Consider the following 19,723-nt stretch of genomic DNA (forward strand, 5'->3'; position numbering starts at 1 on the left):
ACATCACTGTGCAGTTGACGTAAATGCCGATCCACAAAACTGCCGGGCTCCAGTTTCAATGTGGTTAAATCACACAACAACTGGATCTCTTCGGGCAGATAAAGGGATAGAAATTCTCTGGCCGTTTCAGGCTGCGTTAAAAAATGCTTGAATAACGCGTCATGGTGAGGCCATTTTTCTTTCTTTGCCACAATCTGTTTCTCTGTCTTATCAGGTAGTCATTACCACTCATTACCAAGGTATAGTATTTCTACCAAGTTACAAAAAACATTGTCTCAGATTTCCTCAGGCAAATCTTTACCGAATGCATTAATAGAAGAGCCTAAAGAATAAAATACTAGAAAAGAAAAAACGAGAAAATATTATATTTACAACAACTACTCAATGAAAGTCATTCATTTAAATCAGTTTTTAACTTACATTCGCATAATAATAACCATTTTATCAAAATATCGATTACTTATATTTACGTTAATCTTGTATGTTCAGATCCAAAAAATCGGAATGAGTTCCCTTTACTTTCTTGTCGGAGTGCCTAGCGTAAGTTATTTTGCCATATTAATTAGACAATCATTTCGTGTATTGCGTTATTTAACATCTCTACATTTGTGTAGTAATCCAAAATACAGGTTGGAGGTATAGTGGAAGACAAGGAATGTGCCACTATATTGTTCAGAGGATATAGGCTGTATGCCCCTTCCCTCCCACCTGAAATGATATGCTCAAGATAAACAGGCTTAGTTTGTATAGTAGGATAATTGAAGAAACACGGAGAGCCATTTATCAATTTCTCAGGCGTAAGGTCGGATATAGTCATGCCACTGTGAAGATAAAGATCGATAAACGCGAATTCTATCTGACGCATCTCATCAAGAACATCCATACAAATAAAGTTATCGAAAATTATTTTCTGAGATTCGTTCATAGCTGTATTGCAAACCAGTTCATTTAAAAAAATATGTTCAGATAACTGACTTGGTATTTCAATAGTTGCACGGAAATCACTGTGATAAAGACCTCCATTAATGCTAGCCATACCGATACTAATCAGATGACCAATTTCATGAACCACCGTTTTTATTTCAGCTATTCCCAATGAGTTGATACACGGATAACATACCTGTTCATTGACTCACGCTCAATACTAAAACGTGCTTGGCTATGTTTATTAAAGTAAGTAAAAATCAACCCGAGTATTTCAAACAAGTGAAAATTAAAACATGGCAACGATAGTCTATTTACCAGATTTTTCTGATACATACGGAATGTAGCTGGATCAATGAACTGTTTTACATCAATTCCAAAGTGATCACAAAGAGCTTTTAGTGAATTTATAAGTTTATGATAATAGATTTCCAAAGTGTTCTTAACATTCTCAGTATCCTTATTGAAAAGATAATTACATTTATATGAAGCAAAATCCTTATATCCAAGCCTTTGCACGGAACAGTTTCTTGCTTCAATAATTTTATCTATAAGATAAAAAATTTTATTTAGAATTTCCTTATTTACATCATTAATCGAGTGTTTAACTTCATATGCTCTATGTAAATTATCTATATTATTGCAATCGAAAAAAAATGATTTAAGGTGGTGCTTATCTATAGATATAAAATTCATACCACTAATATTAGACAGTAATTTATTAGTTAAGGACCCAAGAATATTTTTCAGATCTTTAATTTCATTAAAAACATTAATACTACTGTTATATACCCCATGCCCAATATAAATATCTTTGGCAAATTCCGACCAATTTGGAGTGTGTATTACACAATCCGCTAATCTTTTCTCAAGCTGGCTGAATGCCAAGAAAAAATTATCAGGAGATATCACACCCAGAATATATTTATCATGCAAAATAGCCATTTCTGAATGAATAGAATTTATGTTTTTCATGATAAGCTCCAGAGTCTATTAAAAGCAATTTGTATCCCATGACAACAATAAGATAATATCGGAAACAGCTTCTTAAGATGTTCCTTTGCATCTTGGTATGTGAAAATCCCTTTCTTTTCTACACACCATATTATCTGTTCAAGTATATCAGCGACAATAATGTTGGCCAAATTAGAGAATATATTTTCAGGAATAGAAATGTTTTCGGTTTTAGTTCCTAGTGTTACAAAATTACCATTCTTTGATATATTATCATAATTTTTTGCATAATGAATTCGCCCATAATAATAAACAAGTAACTCAACATCTTTTCCAACAATTTGTTGTATGTGCTCCCTATCTTTATAACTCGCACCAGAATTATTATATATTGAATTTTCATCATATATTGAATGTAACATTCCTGCATTACATATTGATTCTTTACAACCATATTTATTTAACAATTTAGCAGTATTAATCAAGTGAGAAGAATGATGACGATCGTATATTTTGTCCTTATCAATTTGGTAAAAATTTTTAATTTTTTTCAATATGCTCATAAATCACCATAATTTTTATCATAAATAGAGTCTATTTCTTCTTTATCTTTACTAAGCAAATCATCAAACATAGGAATATATTTCAGTAATAGAGCGATAATACACACTAGAGAACCACCAATAATAAGTAAAACAGAATAATTCCATTTTTCTATTATCATAGAAAAAAGAATGAATCCGAAAGGATTCCCCAATCCAATAACAGCGGTATGAATTGTCTGTATTTTTACTCTATGTCTTTCCGGTATAGCTATAGAACGACTGGATTCTATGCTAACATTATTCATCACAATAGACACTCCAATCAGAAAAGCCAAAAGACACCAGATGATATAGCTGATAAACAAAGATAAGCTAATCAGACATAATCCTATCATGAAAAATGAACAAATAACGGTACGTGCTTTACCATATATTTTTTCAAAATAGGATTGGAAAAATACGGAAGCACAAATTGCACCAACAGCAGCACTCGCTTCTATTATTCCAATCATAATAGCACTTGAGTGTTTTACTGACTCCACAAAATATGGAATAACAAGAGAAGAAAACGGAACCAAAATCATATTCACTAATAGAGATGAAAGTGCCCAATACGGCTCAAAACGATAACGAAAGAAAAGTCTTAGGCTGTTAAGCGCAGAAGACGGATTATCTTCCTGCTTCTGCAAGACTCCTGCCCCCGGGTTGTTTATCCCATATAGAATACATACGGATAGGACAATTAATCCGCATAACGCCCATATCATATTAATTATCCCTATAACTTCATACCCTGCCATTCCCAAACCAATACCAAATACATTAAGAGACGCTTGCAACAAAAATGTCTGACGATATGCTTCATCAAGTTCATGTTTACTGACAATAAACGGGATATAAGCATTCACAACAGGAGAATAAAGAGCATCGATTAAGCCAAGTATAATACTAATGACAAAGAAAAAATATATTGTCCCACCATGAATAATGTTATAAAGGTAATATAGTGTTAAAGAAAGAAATATAATATTGAGTACAACGAGAATCTTTTTCTTATCAAGACGGTCAAAAAGGTGTGACAGAGCAAGACCTGAAATCGTTCTTGAAAAAAAGTAGAAAAAAAGAAAATACGAAGACAGTATTATCTGGTTATTCTTAATAAGACTTAAAGTAACCAGAGCTACAATTATTCGTGAACTCAAAATATATAATGCTTCCGAAGATCGTATTTTCCAAAAATCATCATTCAACTTCACTGGGAATAATCCTATTCATCTCTTCATTTGATATTATCTGTAATAACATGCCCAATTTCTGTCAATTTGGCATGATTATCTATTATCTCTTTTGTATCCAAAAATTTTTTCAATGCAATATTAAATCGTGTACTAATTTTTTCTTCATAAATACCAGAATATATATTAGATATTTTATATAAAGTTTGGCAAATGCGGTTAAGTACAAAATAGGCATGAAATATGCCAATCATCGGTCTGCCATCTTCACGAAATGGAACTTTATAAAGTTCTTCAGGATCATTCAAGACAATATAATCTTTAGCATTAATAACATTTAGTGCATGATGTGCACATTCATGAACGATATGCTCAATATAATAAGGTACACTATTTTCATCCGCACTATAAAGCAAGATCATTCCCCACATATTAAAGTTGCAACCGAACCTAATATAATTCCCTTCTGTTTTTCCTGTAAGATATATTGTATCAATGAAAGATATACATTCAAGATAAGTATCTTCACCATAGGTTTTCAATAATTCCAGTGCTTCCTGTACTTTCCCTATATCTTCTTTAACTTCATGTGCAAATCTATATCCAACCCTGACTCCTTTATCGTCTTGTTCCAATATTTTGAAAAGCATGTTCATATCAAAAACAGGTTCGATAAAATAATCCAAAGTTTTAATAGATAGCTCTGGCTTTCCCGTATAATCTTGACACTTTGCAATAACGTTTCGAATGTAATTAATACATAGTTCCCTGTTACCCTTTTCGGCTGCATCGATAGATAAATAATGAGAAGCACATAAGTCCCATTTTATGAAAAATTCATCAGGAATTTTAAAATCAGACTCCGTTATTTCAATTAAATATTCAAGTGAATTACGGATTTGTAATTCGAAATCAGAACGGAATTGCTTATGTGGATAACATGTCGTAGCAATATTCATCTTCAAGCTCCATATTATTCCCCTTCGTACAAAATACGAAGGGACGTGATCGTCAATTAATCATCGTTTTTGTCATTAACAGCCCAACCCGACAATGGTGATTTAATTTCAACCACTTTAGAAGAGTCAAAGTTTTTCATGCCTTATTTCCTTAACAAGTTATAATTAAAAATTTAATGCTTAGCTAAACATTATTTAACATAAGGGAATTTTTCCATTTGTTCACTAAAAAATTAATAAACATGAGAAACTGATCGCAAAACAACCAACAGTGTGGCTGGAAACAATTAACCTCGTCATTGTAAATACTTTTATTCAGCAAGGGTTGTAGTTTTCATAATCCCTCCTATACTACTATTTACTTTCTTGTCGGAGTGCCTAGCGTAAGCTGTTTTATCGCAGCATACACAGGCTGAGACCGTTAATTCGGGATCCGCGGAACCTGATCGGGTTAAGACCCGCGAAGGGAACAAGAGTAATCAATCGCTGTCGGCTCACCCAGTTTTCTTACCAAGAGTCTATCCAGCCATCAATTATTACTCCCTGCGAGCTCCAGACAAGCAACTTTCCCAATAACACTGTTAGGAATTTGCTATGTCTCATAATACTGTTATCCCTACAACCGATATTTCACCAAAACCCAATCAGGCACGCCCACGTAAAGCGCAACGCGATGCCGCTCAGGAATTTATTAATTCTATTCAGGGAATCACTTTCCCTAATTCACGACGGATTTATCTTCAAGGTTCACGCGAAGATATTCAGGTTCCAATGCGTGAAATTCAGTTATCTCCCACGTTAATTGGTGGAACCAAAGAAGCGCCTCAGTATGAGGAAAACGAAGCTATCCCGGTTTATGATACTTCCGGCGCCTATGGCGATCCTGATTCCAAGCTAGATGTACATGTTGGATTAACTAAACTACGTCAGCAATGGATCAATGAACGCCAAGATACAGAACCCGTAATTACCCTCAGTTCTGATTTTACTCAACAACGTCTGGCAGATGTCGGTCTCGACCATTTACGTTTCCATCATCGCCCTCATCCATTGAAAGCTCATCAAGGCAAACGCGTTACTCAGCTACACTATGCCCGTAAAGGCATCATTACACCGGAAATGGAATTTATCGCACTACGGGAAAATATGGGACGCGAACGTATTCATGGTGATGTATTACGCCAACAGCATGCCGGACAAAGTTTCGATGCTCAATTGCCAGAAAACATCACGCCCGAATTTGTCCGCCAGGAAGTCGCCGCTGGCCGGGCAATCATTCCTGCCAATATTAATCATCCTGAATCAGAGCCGATGATTATCGGTCGCAATTTTCTGGTGAAGGTTAACGCTAATATCGGTAACTCTTCAGTAACGTCATCCATCGAAGAAGAAGTAGAAAAGTTAATCTGGTCTACCCGTTGGGGAGCAGATACAGTCATGGATCTCTCTACTGGCCGTTATATCCACGAAACCCGCGAGTGGATCTTACGTAATAGCCCAGTTCCTATCGGCACAGTCCCTATTTATCAGGCACTGGAGAAAGTCAATGGCGTGGCAGAAAATCTCACCTGGGAAATGTTCCGTGATACTTTGCTGGAACAAGCGGAACAAGGGGTAGATTACTTCACCATTCATGCGGGTGTATTACTGCGCTATGTACCGATGACCGCCAGACGCCTCACCGGGATCGTTTCCCGTGGTGGCTCCATTATGGCGAAATGGTGTCTATCTCATCATCAAGAAAACTTCCTCTACCAACACTTCCGCGAGATATGTGAAATCTGCACCGCCTATGATGTTTCTCTCTCATTGGGAGATGGCCTGCGCCCAGGATCTATTCAAGATGCCAATGATGAAGCTCAGTTTGCAGAGTTACATACATTAGGTGAACTCACCAAAATTGCCTGGGAATATGATGTTCAGGTAATGATAGAAGGTCCCGGACATATTCCGATGCAAATGATCCGCCGCAACATGACGGAAGAATTGGAACATTGCCACGAAGCCCCTTTCTATACCCTTGGCCCACTAACAACAGACATTGCACCGGGTTATGATCATTTTACTTCCGGGATCGGCGCCGCCATGATTGGCTGGTTTGGCTGTGCCATGCTCTGCTATGTAACGCCGAAAGAACACCTCGGTCTACCAAATAAAGATGATGTCAAGCAAGGGCTGATTACCTACAAAATTGCCGCCCATGCCGCCGATCTCGCCAAAGGTCATCCGGGTGCGCAAATCCGCGATAATGCTATGTCCAAAGCGCGTTTTGAGTTCCGTTGGGAAGATCAGTTTAATCTGGCTCTCGATCCAGATACCGCACGGGCCTATCACGATGAAACTCTGCCACAAGCCTCTGGCAAAATTGCGCATTTCTGTTCTATGTGCGGGCCAAAATTCTGCTCCATGAAGATTTCTCAGGAAGTACGTGATTATGCCGCCGGTATGGAACAGATGTCTGAAGAATTCCGCGCCCGCGGCAGCGAGTTATATCACAGTGCAGAAGGTGAATCCCATGAACAATCTGCCTAATTCGCCATTTGCCCCAATTAAATACAAATTGGGACTATATCCAGTCGTGGATTCACTAGAGTGGATTTCCCGTCTATTAAAAGCAGGAGTCACTACAATTCAGTTGAGAATTAAAGATCTGCCAGAAGATCAGGTGGAGGAAGATATTCAGCAAGCCATTATGCTCGGTTGCCAATATAACGCTCGTTTGTTTATTAACGACTACTGGCGACTAGCAATCAAACATGGCGCTTACGGAATCCATCTGGGGCAAGAGGATTTAATTATCGCCGATTTAAATGCAATCCAGGAAGCCGGATTACGATTGGGCGTCTCTACCCACAATGAACAAGAGCTGGCACGAGCAAAATCTCTGCGCCCGTCTTATATCGCTCTCGGCCATATTTTCCCAACCTCGACTAAAGAGATGCCATCCTCCCCGCAAGGGCTGGAAGCACTGAAACGACAGGTAGAAAACACATCAGATTATCCTACTGTCGCTATCGGGGGCATTTCTCTTGAACGCGTGCCGGATGTTATTGCAACGGGAGTTGGCGGTGTGGCGCTGGTCAGTGCAATTACTAAAGCAAAAGATTGGCGTCAAGCAACATCACAATTACTTCATCTGGTTGAAGGCATAGAGTCGAAGGTATTGAGAGGTTCTTATGCTGAATGATCAAGAGTTTATGCGTTACAGCCGACAACTACTGTTGGAAGATATTGGCCCTGAAGGGCAGGAAAAACTAAAATCCAGCAATGTACTGATTATTGGTTTAGGGGGGCTAGGTGCCCCTGCGTCTCTCTATCTGGCTGCTGCGGGTGTAGGAACAATTTATCTTGCTGATGATGACCAATTGCATGTCTCTAATTTACAACGGCAAATACTCTACCGTACTGAAGATATTCCTTTCGCAAAAGCAGAACTCGCAGCCAATCAACTCAATGCGCTAAATCCACTGGTAAAAACAGCTGTGCTTAATCAACGTCAGGATATGAAATCTCTGACAAAAATCGTGAAACAAGTCGATCTGGTTCTCGACTGCTGCGACAACATGGCAACCCGTCACGCGATCAATGCCGCTTGTGTGGCAACGCGAAAACCATTAATCAGCGGTAGTGCCGTCGGATTCAGTGGCCAACTTATGGTGTTTGAACCCCCTTACCCTCACGGCTGCTATACCTGTCTCTACCCAGATCAAGAAGAACCCCAGCGAAATTGCCGGACTGCGGGTGTATTAGGTCCAGTCGTTGGTGTCATCGGCACATTACAGGCACTGGAAGCCATCAAAATGTTAACTGGACTTCCTTCTTCGTTAAGCGGCAAGCTTCGATTATTTGATGGTAAACAGCAAAGCTGGAGCACATTACAACTCAGCCAATCGCAACAGTGCCCGATTTGCGGAGATATTGCATGAAAATTACGGTAAACGACCAGACAATAGAAATTACCGCTCCTCTGGTTGTACAACAATTGCTGGAACAACTTGGGCGGATGCAACCGGGAACATCACTAGCCATTAATCAAACCATTATTCCGCGTTCGGAGTGGAATACGCATCAGATTAATGACGGAGACAATATCCTTCTATTTCAGGCGATTGCAGGAGGTTGATATGTTAAAAATCGCTGATACTACGTTTAATTCCCGTCTGTTTACCGGTACCGGTAAATTCGCCCATGCAGATTTAATGATTCAGGCGATAGAAGCCTCTGGTAGTCAACTCGTCACTATGGCGATGAAACGCATTGATCTACAGCGAGGTAACGACGCTATTTTGGCCCCACTGCAAAAACTCGGTGTTAAATTACTGCCGAATACTTCCGGAGCAAAAACCGCCGAAGAAGCGCTATTCGCTGCCCGTCTGGCCCGTGAAGCACTAGCAACAAACTGGATCAAACTTGAGATCCATCCTGACGTGAAATACTTATTGCCTGACCCGGTTGAAACACTCAAAGGTGCTGAAATGCTGGTCAAAGACGGGTTTATCGTTTTGCCATATTGCAGTGCTGATCCGGTTTTATGTAAGCGTCTGGAAGAAGTGGGTTGTGCTGCGGTCATGCCTTTAGGCGCACCGATTGGTTCTAATCAAGGGCTACTAACCCGAGATTTCCTGCAAATCATTATCGAGCAAGCACAAGTACCCGTCATTGTTGATGCAGGAATCGGCGCACCAAGCCATGCACTGGAAGCAATTGAACTAGGCGCGGATGCTGTATTAGTCAATACCGCTATTGCTGTTGCACGTAATCCAGTAAAAATGGCTCAAGCCTTCAAAGTAGCGATTGAAGCGGGCGAACTATCCTATAAGGCGGGCCTGGCAAGCCCAAAACAACATGCTGTTGCATCCAGCCCGCTGACTGATTTTCTGGGGGTGCTTTAATGGCTAATAATCTTATGAATAATGGTTTTGGTCACCGCTGGCGACAATTAGACTGGGATGATATTACTCTACGCATTAACAGCAAAACTGTTCAGGATGTTGAACGGGCATTGAGTAGCAACAAATTAAATTTGGATGATTTGATGGCGCTACTCTCACCAGCAGCAAAACCATACATAGAACCGCTGGCACAGCGAGCACAAAAGCTGACCCGTCAACGCTTTGGTAATACCGTTGGTTTTTATGTACCACTTTATCTCTCCAATTTATGTGCCAATGATTGCACTTATTGCGGGTTCTCAATGAGTAACCACATTAAACGCAAGACACTGAATAAAGAAGAAATAATTGCAGAATGTCAGGCAATTAAAGCGCTGGGTTTTGACAATCTGCTATTAGTCACTGGAGAGCATCAAAGCAAGGTAGGTATGGACTATTTCCGCCGTTATCTGCCACTTATCCGCACACATTTCAGCTCAATAATGATGGAAGTCCAGCCCATGACACAGGAAGAGTACTCAGAACTAAAAACACTGGGGCTAGATGGGGTGATGGTTTATCAGGAAACCTATCATGAACCAACTTACCTGTTGCATCATCTACGAGGTAAGAAACGGGATTTTCACTGGCGATTAGAAACACCCGATCGCCTTGGTCGGGCAAAAATCGACAAAATCGGTTTAGGAGCGCTGATTGGCCTCTCTAATCATTGGCGGACAGACTGCTATATGGTGGCGGAGCATTTATTCTTTCTGCAACGCACATACTGGCAGAGCCGTTACTCTATTTCATTCCCACGTTTGCGACCTTGTGCTGGAGGCATTGAGCCCGCATCGCTGATGAGTGAAGCAGAACTGGTACAACTAATTTGCGCTTTTCGTCTATTTGCGCCAGATGTAGAACTTTCTATTTCTACTCGTGAATCCCCATTCTTCCGCGATCACGTCATCCCACTGGCAATCAACAATGTCAGTGCCGGTTCGAAAACTCAACCCGGTGGTTACGCAGATAGTAGTCACGAAGAATTGGAACAATTTATGCCGCATGATAACCGTTCTGTTTATCAGGTCGCGGACGTATTAATTAAAGCCGGGTTACAACCTGTCTGGAAAGATTGGGATAACTATTTAGGTCGATAATTTAATTTTCTCTGTTCTAACATAATTCTATTTTAGGTAAGAGCCTTTAACAGGTAATCATTACACGAAATAAGATTTAATATAAATAACTGTCTGGCACTAATACCAGACAGTTATATAATCCAATATATTCCCCATCATCATTATCACCTGCAAAATAATCTCTATTCAAAGGACCTATTCTGAATATAAAATTAAATATTTTATCTCTATCAATCCAACCAACATTAAAGATTCATTTCAATCATCAACACACTATTGCAACAAGGCCATTTTACGCATGTTTTTTTATGACATATACATATATTACTCACAGAAATAAGAATATAAAAATCCAGTTTATACCTATATCGAATTAATAGAAAATACTATATTTACTGTATATATTTTAACTCCCCATTATTTATCCCTTATTAATTTATACAAATTACAATTCTCAATTAATAAAAAACACAATTGAATATTCTCCTATCATTGATAAAGTCATTCCCGAGCAATAAAATGCTTAAGAAAAGTTAAATTTATTACTATCAATTTTAAAAGGATTAACATATGAATATAAAAGAAATTCTGAATAATATAGATTATTCTGGTCAGAAAAGTTCTGATAAAGAATTGATTAATGGCTCATTTGATGAAGGATATAAAGGCTGGATAATCCCATTCCCCGAAACGGTAAAAATCTTATCTGAGAATGGAATTAACTTTCTTAGAATCCACCCTAAGTCTGATGCCATCTTTCAAATTATAGAAGGATTAGAACCTAACACTAAATATAAGCTAACAGGTAAAGCGCGCATATCACCCGCCATAGGCGTAATAGACGACGGCTTCCCAGCTATTTTTGGTTTACATAATGATACCTTTAATCATAACACTTTTGTTGTAGACTCCACGGAATTTATCACCGGTTCTGTAACATTAAGTACAGATGCAGAAGGATATTTACGCGTTTTCTTAGCAAAAACCACAATGGGAACTGAGTCCCCACCACCAGAAGTTACCGCTGATTTTACTGGTTTTATTTTCGAGAAAGCCTAATATAAACGTTTAACATCTGAATGCCCGAAGCTCACTACTCCGGGCGTTTTAATGCCATGGCTTTAATACTACAGTTTTAATATTACAGCCATAGATACTACTTCATTATTTACCTTATTTTTTCTCATCGTGAATAATATTTAAATATAACACCCCGGCAATAATGAACTCTTTCACTATCTGCCAATTGAATTACGTAACAAATTCCAGATAAAATATCTAACTGCGTCATGGTAATTACAGAAAATGCATAGCCCATGTCTTCCACCTCTTTCTGAATAATACGCTACCCAGAGACCTTCCCCTAAAACTCCATTTCTGGGGGATGTGTGTAAAAAGGGGTTAGACCCAATGCCCTCCTTTTCGAAGAGCATTTGTATTGAATGAATTAATGTCTGGTTTACCCCTTGTTTTTGATGCTATTGATAAATGTTTCTCGTGCAGTTGCAGAGCCAAGGCGTTCCGCTTCATCCAGCAATTTAAGTGCCTTATCGATGTTGCCGTTATTAATTTCCTTTTTAATGGCATCACTAAAATAACGCTCTGTATCACTCAGGACTGGTTTGATTTTTTGCGAAGTAGGTGGTGTTACGGTGGTTTGTGTTGGCCCGACAATGATTGGTTCTTGTGCCGGACTTGAAAAAACTTGACCAATCGTGATGTTGCCAGCGTTTTGTTCTGATTTTACTTTCAACTTCAACGTGCCTGTTGGCGTATGGCGGGCAACAGGATCGGGAATAGCGGGAACGGCATTTCCGACGCCTTGAGCGTAAGCCTTGGCGGGATCAACCATTTGGGTAGATTTCTGCAAATCGGTGCGGGTGGTGTAGATCAGTATATAAATTTGTTGTTGCCCCAATGCTGGTGTTAGCTTTAATGAGCCCTCCAGCCGATCTGTGGACATGACACCTGGGCGTTCATATGGAAAATAACTACTTGGGTAAAATGCAGCAGGGCGTAATGCTTGATCAAATACTAAAACGTTTGGTACATAAACCTGTTTGTCTTTCACTAAACTGCTTAATGTAATATCCAATGAACCGCGGTTTGCCGGTAGCGCGAATGCAGCTATAGACCCTCGGATATCACCTTCATTGAGTTGCTGGGATGTAGCATTGAGGGTGATGGTCTGTGTATCGTTGGTATTAACTGGTTGCCAATTCAGTTTTTGCAGCGCTGTTATTGATAGGTAAGGAGCAATGGCATCCTGGGATGTGGTTGTCTTATTTGTTGTAGTAATAGGTGCTGTATACCCAATTAGAGGAATTGCACTACAGAGTAAGGTACTAAGACAAAATGAGAGCAGTTTAGTTTTCATTTTTTACCTTTGTCCGGTTGAAAAAAAGAGACTGATACCACGGGCAAAATGTGTATCAGTCCAAGCGCTAATTAGTGGCTAAATAATTCTATTTATCTCAAATTCAAAAGTTTTAACGGCATTACCACCAGGCTTCGAATTGCATACCAAAGGTAAATTCATCATTATTACCACGACTGAATTTATGCATCGAGGTATCTCGGTAAGCCACGCCGTTGGTGTAACCTTTGTTTTTGTTCGCATAACCCCATTTTTCATCCCATTTTGCATAGGTGACGAACAGGCGGATCGCTGGGCGGGACCAGATGCTATCACCAGCCTGCCATTGCTGGGCTAATGTGATTTTGTATTGATCATTGGTGTCATTGGTACGCTGGGACTTTACATTATCGTAGCCAATGTCCATTAAGGTGCTCATTGTTGGTGTCCATTTATACATTGGACGCACACCAACCGTATACCATGTATTACCGTTGTTGTTGTCACGGTCAGTATCCTGATACATCGCGACGTACATGAGATCCCATTTTTCTGCGAGATTAATGGCGCCGTGATTTAGGATACGTAACATATGGCCGTCATTATTTATGCTGGCACCTTCAGAATGACCACTGTTGTGGGAAGTCATAGAATCAGTTGCATACTGTACGACAAATTTGTTAAAGCCTCCTAACATGCTTTGTGTATGCTCGGCGGTGAGCATGAAACCATCTTTGGACGCATGACGGTCAAGGTGGTAGTGGTCTCGTGCATTGGCGCGCCCATAGTCAAAACCAAGCTCCAGACTGCCGCCTGGGTTAACTTCCAGGCCGGATAGACGTATATCGTAGACATCATTGGAGGTAGGAATTTCTTTGCGTTGGCTAGCAATCCAGCCATAAGAACCACCGGATTCAGTGTTACGGGTGACGGCCAGAGAGAGCTTGCTAAAGCCGAGATCAATATCTTGCAGACCAGCACCGGGACCAGAGATATCCCAATAGTAGAAATCGATCATATGTACGTCATGGCGCTGGTAGAAGCGCTTACCAGCCCACAGCGTTGAACCCGGTAACCAATCGATGACGTTCTTCGCTTGAACATTGACCTCACGGAAAGCAGGGTCGGTAGATTCCCAGTCATTTTGTTGCGCCACGGAATAAGCCACGTTGGTATCGAAATAGAAACTTTTATTGCCGTCCTTCCATAGCTCTTGGCCTAGCTTAAGTTCTGCATAGGTTTCACATTCATTACCCAGACGGTATTTGCTCTGCGCACCGGTGCTTTGAAAACACTGTTGTTCACCGCCGCTGCCGGTCCAACCAATACCAGAGCGGGCGTAGCCGTGGAATTCTACAGCTAATGCCTGCATGGACAGTAATCCAGCCATAACTGTTAGTGAGATAGGTAAGATACGCATTGATTTCATCAATTATTCTCCTGTCGTTTTTTTAATTGGCTCAGGTTTTAAACGCCGGGTTCTTTATGCAAACGCTGACATGCTGTTCCGTCTTCTCTGAATAAATGGCAGCGGTGGGGAGGTAACCCGATAGTGAAGGTCGCTCCTTCTTTCACGAGCACAATATCGGTCTGTCGATAAACCAGATTCTGATGAATAGATGGGATTTCAATGTGAACCTGGGTTTCATTGCCTAACTGCTCGACAACCTGCACTATGCCTTCCAACGTGACGTCGGCGATATCGCTTGGCAGAAGATGTTCAGGGCGTATTCCCAGAGATACATTACTGCCTACTTTCACACCTCGGCTTTCTACGGGCAGCCAGATTTGCTGGCGATTGGGCAGAGTAATTTGCACCTGATCGATGGCGGTGGCCGTGACTTTAACAGGCAGGAAATTCATTTTGGGTGAGCCAATAAAGCTGGCGACAAAGCGATTAACTGGGTAATGGTAAAGTTCAAGAGGTTTGCCAATCTGGGCAACATCTCCACCATCTAGTACCACGATTCTGTCGGCCAGTGTCATGGCTTCAACCTGATCGTGGGTGACATAAATCATTGTACGTTGCAACCGTTTGTGCAGGCGTGAGATTTCAATGCGCATTTGGACACGTAGTGCCGCATCCAGATTGGAAAGTGGTTCATCTAACAGAAAAACTCTGGGTTCAGCAACCAGAGTACGGCCAATAGCGACACGTTGACGTTGCCCTCCTGATAGTGCTTTAGGACGGCGATCAAGTAAGTGAGCGAGTTGAAGCATCTCCGCAATTTGCTTTACGCGTTGCTGAATATCACTTTTTTTGGCACCTGCCAGCTTCATGCCAAATGACATATTGTCTGCAACAGACAGGTGGGGATACAGTGCATAAGACTGAAAAACCATCCCAACACCGCGTTTGGCGGGTGGGACATCATTCATTCGGATGTTATTGATCAGCAAATCACCGGAAGTCACATCTTCCAGACCCGCAATCATTCTTAATATTGTCGATTTTCCACATCCCGATGGACCGACAAAAACGACGAACTCTCCTTCCTGTATCTCAAGGTTGATGTTTTTAGAAATAATGGTTTCACCATAAGCCTTCGATACATTACGTAGTGTGACACTCGACATGTGTTCCCCCGAACTATCACCGCAATCCGCGGTGAAAAACGATACGTCAGAGTGTGTTTAAGATAGCGAGTGAGTAAATCATCCATACTCAAGTTTTTTATGGGGGAGGAGTCAGGAGGATGAGATAAGCGTTACTGAGGTGGTGAGGTATGAGTTAAGGGATAATTTGTGATAATTATCGCAAAAAAAGATGCCCCTTTTTGTGGTCGACGGCACGGTTCTTCTGTTTTTGGAATAGAGATCACAGCCATTCCGGGTAGGGCGTAGAGTAGGGGAGGATGAGTCTTTTCATTGTTGATCGCACACTAGCTTAATACCCTCCGCCAATGTAACAAAACAGTTCACTCTGAACCTTTCAAACTATGAGGACGGAATGATGATAAAAACAACTTTAAAAGTGAGCGTTCGTACCTTAGCGCTTTCTGCCTTAGCCACGCTAGCGTTATCTGCCTCCGCTTTTGCAAAAATAGAGGAAGGTAAGTTGGTTATCTGGATCAACGGTGATAAAGGCTACAATGGCCTGGCACAAGTTGGTGAGAAGTTTGAAAAAGATACGGGTGTCAATGTTACGGTTGAACATCCAGACAAGCTTGCAGAGAAGTATTCACAAGTTGCAGCAACCGGCGATGGGCCGGATATTATTTTCTGGGCTCATGACCGCTTTGGTGGCTATGCACAGTCTGGTTTGGTTGCAGAAATCACGCCGGATCAAAATCTTAAGGACAAACTGTTTCCGTTCACCTGGGATGCTGTACGTCACGACGGTAAATTGGTTGGTTATCCTATCGCGGTTGAAGCCCTCTCTCTTATCTACAATAAAGACCTAGTGAAAACACCACCAAAAACCTGGGAAGAGATCCCAGCTCTGGATAAGGCACTGAAGAGCAAAGACAAAAGTGCCATTATGTTTAATCTGCAAGAACCTTATTTCTCCTGGCCGCTTATTGCTGCGGACGGCGGATATGCGTTCAAAATGGAAAACGGCTCATATGATGCGAAAAACGTCGGGGTTAATAATGCGGGTTCTAAAGCAGGACTGAATTTTCTTATAGATTTGGTGAAAAATAAGCATCTGAACGCGGATACCGACTATTCTATTGCTGAAGCCGCATTCAACAAAGGTGAAACGGCGATGACCATCAATGGTCCATGGGCGTGGGCCAACATCGATAAGAGCAAGATAAATTATGGTGTCGCGTTGTTGCCAACCTTTAACGGCCAACCCTCCAAGCCGTTTGTCGGCGTATTGACGGCAGGTATCAATGCGGCTAGTCCAAATAAAGAGCTGGCGAAGGAATTCCTGGAAAACTATTTGCTGACCAACGACGGCCTGGAGATGGTAAATAAGGATAAACCTTTGGGGGCTGTGGCACTGAAATCCTATCACGATATTCTGGCTAAAGACCCTCGCATTTCTGCCACGATGGAAAATGCTAAGAATGGTGAAATCATGCCGAATATCTCGCAAATGAGCAGTTTTTGGTATGCCATGCGCAATGCCGTTGTTAATGCGTTAACTAGCCGCCAAACTGTCGATGCAGCATTAACTGATGCGGAAGCTCGTATGACTAAGTAACCCGTGGGCGCTCTTCTTTTTTGAAGGGTGTTCCTTTCCTGCAACCAGTAAGGATGCCTGTTTGCAGGAAGCTTGATTAAGTTATCCGAAAGTTGTTACGTCGTAGTAAAAAGGAAGAGCATTATGTCAACGACGCTCGAAAAAACATCATGGTGGCAGCATTCTGCTCTGAAATGGTTTGCAGTGAGCTTGTGTACACTCTTTACCGGTTATTTGGTGGTATTGATGTACTCACAGGGAGAATATCTATTCGCAATCCTGACATTGGTATTGTTAGGAACAGGTATTTACGTTTTTGCTAACCGCAATACTTATGCCTGGCGCTATACTTATCCGGGTGTAGCAGGCATGGGATTATTTGTATTATTTCCGCTTATTTGCACTATTGCGATCGCCTTCACCAACTACAGTAGTACCAATCAACTGACTTTTGAACGTGCACAATCAGTCCTGATGAGCCGTCAGTATCAGTCAGGGCAAACATTGACTTTTAAGCTCTACCCAAAATCAGATTTGTGGGTTTTGGCTCTGAGCGTACCGGACCAGACTAAGCAATTGGTGTCCGAGCCGTTTGCGTTGTCAGCAACAAAAGAGACTACGCTGCATGTGTATGAGCAGGACAACATTCCAGACGGTGAAGCGGCAACATTGCGTGTTATCACTCAGAATCGACAGACATTGAACCGGTTAGTTGTTGTTTTGCCGGGTGGTAACCAGGTGAAAATGAGTTCGCTACGTCAATTTTCTGGTGTATATCCTCAATATTCTCTTGGAGAAGATGGTAAGACTCTCACCAATAATCAAACTGGGACGCTTTATCGCCCTAACATGGATACTGGCTTCTATCAGTCTATTAATGCTGAGGGAAAATGGGGAAATGAAACTTTAACGCCAGGATTTACTATTTCCATCGGTTGGAAAAATTTCCTGCGTGTAATACAGGATGAGGGTATTCAGAAACCGTTCCTTGCCATTTTTGTTTGGACGGTGGTCTTTGCCTTGTTCACTGTCGTGTTGACGGTTGCTGTCGGCATGGTTCTGGCTTGTATTGTGCAGTGGGAAGCGTTGAAAGGTCGTGCTATTTATCGCGTGCTGTTGATCTTGCCTTATGCCGTGCCATCATTTATTTCTATTTTGATTTTCAAAGGGTTATTTAACCAGAGTTTTGGTGAAATCAATCTGTTACTTAATGGCCTGTTCGGCCTTAAACCTGCCTGGTTTGCTGATCCGACAATGGCACGAACCATGCTGATTGTGGTGAATACCTGGTTGGGCTATCCCTATATGATGATCCTTTGTATGGGATTATTGAAGGCAATACCAGACGATCTGTATGAAGCATCGGCGATAGATGGTGCGGGGCCGTTTCAGAACTTTTTTAAGATTACTTTCCCGTTACTCATTAAACCGTTGACACCGTTGATGATTGCCAGTTTTGCTTTTAATTTCAACAACTTTGTTCTGATTCAGTTGCTAACTCTTGGCGGGCCTGATCGCATTGGCACCACGGCGCCAGCGGGCTATACCGATTTACTGGTGAGTTACACTTATCGTATTGCTTTTGACGGCAGTAGTGGTCAAGACTTTGGTCTGGCTGCTGCGATAGCTACAGTTATCTTTCTGCTGGTTGGTGCATTGGCGATTATTAACCTGAAAGCCACCCGCATTAAATTTGACTAAGGAGAGAATGCAATGGCGATGGTGCAATCCAAATCACAGAGATGGCGTTTGTTGGTGACACATTTGTTGATGTTAACCTTTATTGCCATGATCTTATTCCCGTTGCTGATGGTTATTACTATCTCCCTGAGGCCGGGGAACTTTTCTACGGGTAGTTTGCTCCCAGAAAGTATTTCCTGGGAGCATTGGAAATTAGCACTTGGCTATAGTGTGGTGTCACCGGATGGTCGTGTTACACCGCCCCCTTTCCCGGTTATGCTGTGGCTTTGGAACTCGGTTAAGGTTGCCTTTATTACCGCCGTAGGTATCGTTACATTATCGACTACCTGTGCTTATGCTTTTGCCCGTATGCGTTTTCGCGGTAAAAGTACCTTGCTGAAAGGCATGTTAATTTTTCAGATGTTCCCGGCTGTACTTTCCCTGGTGGCGTTATATGCCTTGTTTGATCGGCTGGGGGGATATATACCGTTTATCGGCCTTAATACCCACGGTGGTGTGATTTTTGCCTATCTGGGGGGGATTGCGCTGCATGTCTGGACAATTAAGGGTTATTTCGAGACCATCGATGGCTCTCTGGAGGAGGCTGCTGCGCTTGATGGTGCGACACCATGGCAGGCTTTCCGTATGGTATTGCTGCCGCTTTCTGTACCGATTCTGGCCGTCGTGTTCATTCTTTCCTTTATTGGTGTCATTACGGAAGTGCCTGTTGCTTCACTGCTTCTTAGGGATGTGAACAATTACACTTTGGCTGTGGGAATGCAGCAATACCTTAACCCACAGAACTATCTCTGGGGCGATTTTGCCGCCGCCGCGGTACTCTCAGCGCTCCCGATTACTATAGTCTTCTTGGTTGCTCAGCGTTGGCTGGTCAGTGGTTTGACTGCTGGGGGAGTAAAGGGCTGAT

19 protein-coding genes and 1 riboswitch are annotated in these 19,723 nt (G+C 41.5%); of the genes, 10 read left to right on the forward strand and 9 right to left on the reverse strand.

The annotated features are described in order from the left end of the window. The 6 genes from BO26_RS11855 to BO26_RS11880 form a co-directional block, all read right to left on the reverse strand. Nucleotides 1-191, reverse strand: a 191-nt coding sequence (locus tag BO26_RS11855; RefSeq protein WP_036771590.1) for an Rpn family recombination-promoting nuclease/putative transposase, incomplete at its 3' end; no start/stop codon positions are given. A 371-nt stretch (nucleotides 192-562) separates the two neighbouring features. After that, nucleotides 563-1,072 (reverse strand): hypothetical protein, encoded by a 510-nt coding sequence (locus BO26_RS11860; RefSeq protein WP_477707025.1) that lies wholly within the window; start codon nucleotides 1,070-1,072, stop codon nucleotides 563-565. Nucleotides 1,073-1,086: 14 nt separating this feature from the next. Then, nucleotides 1,087-1,899, reverse strand: a complete 813-nt coding sequence (locus tag BO26_RS11865) for a hypothetical protein (protein ID WP_036771593.1) — start codon at nucleotides 1,897-1,899, stop codon at nucleotides 1,087-1,089. After that, complete coding sequence (locus BO26_RS11870; RefSeq protein WP_036771595.1) at nucleotides 1,896-2,441, reverse strand: DUF6817 domain-containing protein; 546 nt, start codon at nucleotides 2,439-2,441, stop codon at nucleotides 1,896-1,898. The genes BO26_RS11865 and BO26_RS11870 overlap by 4 nt, the downstream gene beginning before the upstream one ends. Next, nucleotides 2,438-3,679, reverse strand: a complete 1,242-nt coding sequence (locus BO26_RS11875) for an MFS transporter (protein WP_036771597.1) — start codon at nucleotides 3,677-3,679, stop codon at nucleotides 2,438-2,440. Before BO26_RS11875 ends, BO26_RS11870 begins: the two co-directional genes overlap by 4 nt. A 23-nt stretch (nucleotides 3,680-3,702) precedes the next feature. After that, nucleotides 3,703-4,617: an aKG-HExxH-type peptide beta-hydroxylase gene (locus BO26_RS11880; protein ID WP_036771599.1), complete on the reverse strand. Its 915-nt coding sequence runs from the start codon at nucleotides 4,615-4,617 to the stop codon at nucleotides 3,703-3,705. Nucleotides 4,618-4,977: 360 nt separating this feature from the next. Continuing rightward, a riboswitch (TPP riboswitch) is annotated at nucleotides 4,978-5,103 on the forward strand. Nucleotides 5,104-5,211: 108 nt separating this feature from the next. Between BO26_RS11880 and thiC the strand changes: the two genes are divergently transcribed. The 7 genes from thiC to BO26_RS11915 all read left to right on the forward strand — a co-directional run bounded on the left by thiC (nucleotide 5,212) and on the right by BO26_RS11915 (nucleotide 11,689). Then, nucleotides 5,212-7,149, forward strand: coding sequence for a phosphomethylpyrimidine synthase ThiC (gene thiC / locus BO26_RS11885; protein WP_036771600.1), 1,938 nt, complete (start codon nucleotides 5,212-5,214; stop codon nucleotides 7,147-7,149). Then, the gene (gene thiE, locus BO26_RS11890) at nucleotides 7,133-7,804 is read left to right on the forward strand and encodes a thiamine phosphate synthase (protein ID WP_036771602.1); all 672 of its coding nucleotides are present in this window, start codon (nucleotides 7,133-7,135) and stop codon (nucleotides 7,802-7,804) included. Before thiC ends, thiE begins: the two co-directional genes overlap by 17 nt. After that, on the forward strand, nucleotides 7,794-8,543 hold the full coding sequence (locus BO26_RS11895; RefSeq protein ID WP_036771604.1) for a HesA/MoeB/ThiF family protein: 750 nt from the start codon (nucleotides 7,794-7,796) through the stop codon (nucleotides 8,541-8,543). Before thiE ends, BO26_RS11895 begins: the two co-directional genes overlap by 11 nt. Further along, nucleotides 8,540-8,740 (forward strand): sulfur carrier protein ThiS, encoded by a 201-nt coding sequence (thiS, locus tag BO26_RS11900; RefSeq protein ID WP_036771606.1) that lies wholly within the window; start codon nucleotides 8,540-8,542, stop codon nucleotides 8,738-8,740. Before BO26_RS11895 ends, thiS begins: the two co-directional genes overlap by 4 nt. Nucleotide 8,741: 1 nt before the next feature. Continuing rightward, complete coding sequence (locus tag BO26_RS11905; protein WP_036771608.1) at nucleotides 8,742-9,509, forward strand: thiazole synthase; 768 nt, start codon at nucleotides 8,742-8,744, stop codon at nucleotides 9,507-9,509. A 14-nt stretch (nucleotides 9,510-9,523) separates the two neighbouring features. Further along, the gene (thiH, locus tag BO26_RS11910; protein WP_036771656.1) at nucleotides 9,524-10,648 is read left to right on the forward strand and encodes a 2-iminoacetate synthase ThiH; all 1,125 of its coding nucleotides are present in this window, start codon (nucleotides 9,524-9,526) and stop codon (nucleotides 10,646-10,648) included. A 552-nt stretch (nucleotides 10,649-11,200) separates the two neighbouring features. Next, nucleotides 11,201-11,689: a hypothetical protein gene (locus tag BO26_RS11915; RefSeq protein ID WP_036771609.1), complete on the forward strand. Its 489-nt coding sequence runs from the start codon at nucleotides 11,201-11,203 to the stop codon at nucleotides 11,687-11,689. 400 nt (nucleotides 11,690-12,089) lie between these two features. Here the strand turns inward: BO26_RS11915 and malM are convergent, their stop codons facing one another. The 3 genes from malM to malK form a co-directional block, all read right to left on the reverse strand. Further along, complete coding sequence (gene malM / locus BO26_RS11920; protein WP_036771611.1) at nucleotides 12,090-13,007, reverse strand: maltose operon protein MalM; 918 nt, start codon at nucleotides 13,005-13,007, stop codon at nucleotides 12,090-12,092. Nucleotides 13,008-13,128: 121 nt separating this feature from the next. Beyond that, complete coding sequence (locus BO26_RS11925; protein ID WP_036771613.1) at nucleotides 13,129-14,415, reverse strand: maltoporin; 1,287 nt, start codon at nucleotides 14,413-14,415, stop codon at nucleotides 13,129-13,131. A 38-nt stretch (nucleotides 14,416-14,453) separates the two neighbouring features. Further along, the gene (gene malK, locus BO26_RS11930) at nucleotides 14,454-15,563 is read right to left on the reverse strand and encodes a maltose/maltodextrin ABC transporter ATP-binding protein MalK (protein ID WP_036771616.1); all 1,110 of its coding nucleotides are present in this window, start codon (nucleotides 15,561-15,563) and stop codon (nucleotides 14,454-14,456) included. A 376-nt stretch (nucleotides 15,564-15,939) separates the two neighbouring features. On the opposite strand from malK, the gene malE reads away from it, so the two are divergent. The 3 genes from malE to malG all read left to right on the forward strand — a co-directional run bounded on the left by malE (nucleotide 15,940) and on the right by malG (nucleotide 19,722). Beyond that, nucleotides 15,940-17,139: a maltose/maltodextrin ABC transporter substrate-binding protein MalE gene (gene malE / locus BO26_RS11935; RefSeq protein WP_036771617.1), complete on the forward strand. Its 1,200-nt coding sequence runs from the start codon at nucleotides 15,940-15,942 to the stop codon at nucleotides 17,137-17,139. Between the two features lie 123 nt (nucleotides 17,140-17,262). Further along, nucleotides 17,263-18,819 (forward strand): maltose ABC transporter permease MalF, encoded by a 1,557-nt coding sequence (malF, locus tag BO26_RS11940; protein WP_036771618.1) that lies wholly within the window; start codon nucleotides 17,263-17,265, stop codon nucleotides 18,817-18,819. Nucleotides 18,820-18,831: 12 nt separating this feature from the next. Then, nucleotides 18,832-19,722: a maltose ABC transporter permease MalG gene (gene malG / locus BO26_RS11945; protein WP_036771619.1), complete on the forward strand. Its 891-nt coding sequence runs from the start codon at nucleotides 18,832-18,834 to the stop codon at nucleotides 19,720-19,722. Nucleotide 19,723 lies beyond the last annotated feature (1 nt).

It is taken from the genome of Photorhabdus australis DSM 17609 (assembly GCF_000711895.1).
Lineage (GTDB): Bacteria > Pseudomonadota > Gammaproteobacteria > Enterobacterales > Enterobacteriaceae > Photorhabdus > Photorhabdus australis.